We start from the raw sequence: 4,287 nt of genomic DNA, 5'->3' as shown, positions 1-4,287 counted from the left end.
GTGAAGTACAGGCTCTGTGAGCGCCAGACGGCCCGCTCGGCCGGGGCCGCCACGGCGCCCCCCGGCCGCAGGTCGGACCCGTGCAGGCGGACGAGGTGAACGAGCTGGAAGGCGGTGGCGGCGACGAACAGGGCCAGCACCAGCACCATCGCCTCGGTCGCCCCGTGGAGCACGCCCGCGAGCGCGCCGAGCCAGAGCAGCAGCGCTGAGCCACCCCGCCACACGATCTCCCGGGGCAGCAGCGCCAGGGCGAAGCGGCGCTGGATGCGGAAGAAGTTCTGCAGGTACTCGCTCACCGCGAACACCGCCGCGAAGGCGAAGGCGAGATGGAGCCTGTCGTAGGGATCGGGCAGGGAGCGCTCCGCCACCACGACCACCGCGCCCGAGGCCAGCAGGAACGCCAGCGCGAGGCCGAGCCAGACGACGTTGTGGCGCACGAGCACGCCGTTGGCCGCGCCGGAGCCGGCGTCCATCCGGTAATGCTTCAGCAGGAGGTTGTGCTGGCCGAGCACGGCGACGAGGCCGAGGCCGCTGCCGATCGCGAACAGGAAGACGTAGATGCCGTACTCGTAGGTGCCGAGCAGGCGGCTGGCCGTCAGCAGCGTCAGGAAGCCGAGGATCGCGCTCGCGAAGCGCGCGACGAAGGCCGTAGCGAACTGGCCGGACAGGGCCGAGCGCCGGATCGTTGCGACGAGCTTGTGCATGGGGCGCCGCGTCTCCCTGACGGGTCTCGGTCGGCCACCCCACCCGGCAGCCGACCGGAAACCGGCTATCACGGGGCGGACTAGCGCGGGATTAACGGGACGCCCTGAAAAGCCGCAGGTCCCTTCACGATTTCGACAAGTTTCGCACACCCTCGCGACCCGCCATTAACCACAGCGAACGTTAATCATCTTCGCGCGCGTCGAGTTCACCTCCAATCCACCGGGCAATGGTTAGATTTCGCAGGAATGACGGCCCTGCAACCCGTCGCGATGCGACGGCCCCGGAGCGCTCCATGTCACAGTCGAAGGTCGATCCGAGCCCGCCTTCCTGGCCCGACGACCGCTTCGAGATCGAGGCGGTCGCGGTCCACGATCTCACCCGCGCGGCGGCGTTCGAGCATCTGCGCGCGGCCATGGACCAGGGGCGGCAGGTCGCGCTCGGCTTCTGCAACGCCAACATGCTGCTGAAGGCGCTCTGCTCGGCGAGCTACGCGGGGACCCTGAAGAACCTCGTCCTCCTCAGCGACGGGGTCGGCCTCGACCTGTGCTCGCTCCTGTTCCGCGGCCGCTTCTTCCGGGAAAACCTCAACGGAACGGATTTCGTCCCGGCCCTGCTCGGCGGCGACGCGCGGGAGCGGACCGTGTTCCTGCTCGGCGCGCGGCCCGGCGTCGCCGAGGCGGCGGCGCGCAACCTCGCCCTGCGCTATCCCCAGCACCGGGTCGTCGGCACGCGGCACGGCTACTTCGCCCCCGCGGACACCGACGCGGTGATTGCCGAGATCAACGCGGCGGCGCCCGACATCCTGCTCGTCGCCCTGGGGAACCCGGACCAGGAGACCTTCATCGCCGAGCACGCGCACCGGATCGACGCGCGGCTCCTCATGGGGGTGGGCGCGCTGATCGACTACACGGCGGGCATCGCCGTGCGGGCGCCCGCGCCCGTGCGGCTCCTGCGGCTCGAGTGGCTCTACCGGCTAATGCGGGAGCCGCGCCGCCTCGGGCGCCGCTACACCGTCGAGGCCGCGCTGTTCCTCGGCATGATCGTGCGGCTCCGCCTCGCGACGCTGGTGCGGGCGCGCCGCGCCGACGCGCTGAGCGCGCCCTGACCGTGCCGCGGAGCCGTCCCGTGTCGCAGACCCACGCCCCCCGCGCGCAGGCCGCGGACGCGCGCCGGCCGGAGCCGGAGATCCCGGTCGCGTTCGAGGGCCTGCACGGCTGGTTCGCCCCCGGATCGAGCCGCCGCGGTGTCCTCCTGTGCGGAACCTACGGCTTCGAGCAGCTCTGCGCCTACCGGGCGTGGCGCGGCCTCGCCCGCTCGATCGCGGCCGCCGGATGCGCCACGCTGCGGCTCGATTACCCGGGCCAGGGGGATTCCCGGGACGCATCCCCGGGCGAGGACGCGATCGCCGCCTCGGTCCGGGCGATCCGGCAGGGCATCGCCTTCCTGCGCGCGGAGGGCGGGGCGGACGAGATCGTGCTCGTCGGCCTCCGGCTCGGCGCCACCCTGGCGGCGCTCGCCGCGCGGGAGGGCGGCGTCGAGCGGCTCGCGCTGCTGGCGCCCTTCGCGACCGGCAAGGCCTACCTGCGCGAGATGACGATGCAGGCGCGCCTGCTCGACGTCCTGCCGGACCGCACGCCGATCGCGCAGCCCCCCGGCTCCCTCCTCGTCGGCAGCTTCCATCTCGGGCCGGACGCGCTCGCCGCGCTGGCGCGGCTCGATCCGGCGGCGGAGCCGGCCGCGGAGTCGGCTGCCGCGCCCGCGCGGGTGCTGCTGCTCGGCGCCCGCACGGACGCGCTCGCGGGCCACTACCGCAGCCTCGGCGGCGCGGTGGAGGCGGGCCCCTTCCCCGACCTCACCCAGCTCGTCTCCGACCCGCTCTTCGCCACCGCGCCCGAGGCGACCTTCGCGGCGGTCCGGGACTTCGCCTGCGCGGGCGCGCTCCCGCGGAGCATGCCCGCGCGGGCGCCGAGGGCGCCGTGCCGCATCGCGGGCGCGGGCTGGACCGAGGAGACCGCCCGGTTCGGGCCGGGCCTCGTCGGCACCCTGTGTGGGCCGCCGGACGCGCACCCGGCCGGACCGGCCGTCCTCTTCGTGAATTCCGGCCGGAACGTGCGCTCGGGCCAGGGCCGGCAGACGACCCGGCTCGCCCGCAGGCTCGCCGCGGACGGCGTCGCCTCCCTGCGCTTCGACGCGCGCGGCATCGGCGACAGCGCCGACCGGCCCGACGGCGGGCTGCCGGTCTACGCCGCGGACGCGATCGACGACGTGCGCGCCGCGCTCGACCACCTCGCGAGCCGGCAGGCCGGACCGGTCGTCGTCCTGGGCACCTGCAGCGGCGGCTACCTGGCCTTCCGCGCCCTCTGCGCCGAGGCCCGCCTGGCGGCGGCGGTCCTGGTCAACCCGTACTGCTTCGCGCTGAAGCCCGGCACCGACGTGGAGGCGATGATCCGCGACGCGTTCCGCGGCACGGTGAGCTACGCCGAGCGGGCCCGGCAGGGCCGGTTCTGGCGCCGGATCCTCGGCGGCGAGATCCGTCTCGGGACGGTGGTGCGGGCCCTCTGGCGGGACGGGCGCGCGATGGCGGCGCGCGGCGCGGCGCGGCTCGCCCGCGCGCTGCCGGGCCGCGGGAGCGTCGTCGGCGAGATCGCACGGCTGCGCCGCCGCGGCGCACGGATCCGGCTGGTCTACAGCGCGGGCGACATGGGCATGCCCGCCCTGCGCACGCATCTGGGGGCCCATACCGGCCGGGCGGCCGCGCGCCTCGCGCGCCGGCTCGGCTACCCGGTCACGGTGCTGGAGGGGGTCGATCACAGCTTCAGCCTTCCGGCCGACCAGGACCGCCTGTTCGCGATCCTGACGCAGGTCCTGCGGGACGCGGCCGACACGACCGAACGCGCCCGCATCCCCGCCCGACGGTCGGCCCGCGGGCCGGCGGACGCGCGGCAGCGCGCGGAGGCGCAGGGCGCGGTGCCCGCGGGCGCGGTGTCGGCCCGGATCTGACGGACGGAAGACGGATCGAGCGATGACGGGCAGGACCATGTTCGGACACGGGGCGACGCAGGAAGCCGGCTCGGGCCCGCGCGCGCCCGCCAGCCTCGGCCGGCTGGTGCGCCGCCTCGGTGCCGCCGTACCTGCGCGCGCGGCGGACGGCACCGCGCGGCGCGCCGTCCTGGCTGTCACGGGGCGGGAGGGGGTACGCTGCGGCGTCGCCGACTATGCGGACCGGCTCCGCGCGGTCGTCGCCGCCCGCGGGATCGACGTGCGGCTGGAGCGCCTGCCGCGCTGGTCGCTCGCCGGCCTGGCGCGGATCCGGCTGCGCTGCGGCCTCGGCGGGCGTGACGTGCTGCACATCCAGTATCCCTCCCTGGACATGGGCCGCTCCCCGGCGGTCGGGCTCGCACCGCTCACGATCGGCGGATCGCGGCTCTACCTGACGCTGCACGAGTTCACGATCTTCGGGCGGGTCCGCAAGCTCTACATGCTGCCCTTCGCCCTCTCGCGGGCGACGGTGATCTTCTCGAACGCCCACGAGCGGCAGGCCTTCGAGCGCTTCTTCCCGGTCCGACGCTGCCGGACGCAGGT

Annotated in this window: 3 protein-coding genes and 1 pseudogene; 3 read left to right on the top strand and 1 reads right to left on the bottom strand. The window is 74.9% G+C overall.

Features of this window, described 5'->3' with window-relative positions:
• Window positions 1-704 (bottom strand): annotated as a pseudogene (locus tag AX737_RS20635) (lipopolysaccharide biosynthesis protein); the annotation flags it as partial.
• Between the two features lie 293 nt (window positions 705-997).
• Between AX737_RS20635 and AX737_RS20630 the strand changes: the two are divergent.
• From AX737_RS20630 to AX737_RS20620, 3 genes are all read left to right on the top strand, one after another.
• A complete protein-coding gene (locus AX737_RS20630) occupies window positions 998-1,810 on the top strand; it encodes a WecB/TagA/CpsF family glycosyltransferase (RefSeq protein WP_066924513.1) in 813 nt (270 codons plus the stop codon).
• 20 nt (window positions 1,811-1,830) lie between these two features.
• Window positions 1,831-3,705: an alpha/beta fold hydrolase gene (locus AX737_RS20625; protein ID WP_082773177.1), complete on the top strand. Its 1,875-nt coding sequence runs from the start codon at window positions 1,831-1,833 to the stop codon at window positions 3,703-3,705.
• A 22-nt stretch (window positions 3,706-3,727) separates the two neighbouring features.
• Window positions 3,728-4,287: hypothetical protein (locus AX737_RS20620; RefSeq protein WP_197430655.1), on the top strand; the 560-nt coding region annotated here is incomplete at its 3' end.

Origin of the sequence: Methylobacterium sp. CCH5-D2, from assembly GCF_001556475.1 — a bacterium.
GTDB lineage: Bacteria > Pseudomonadota > Alphaproteobacteria > Rhizobiales > Beijerinckiaceae > Methylobacterium > Methylobacterium hispanicum.
Note: the sequence above shows the minus strand (reverse complement) of the source record. Positions and strands in the feature narration are given on the sequence as shown.

Bases quoted from the DNA above. Each gene is read 5' to 3' on its own strand.
- AX737_RS20630 (WP_066924513.1), top strand. From the start codon at position 998: ATGTCACAGTCGAAGGTCGATCCGAGCCCGCCTTCCTGGCCCGACGAC.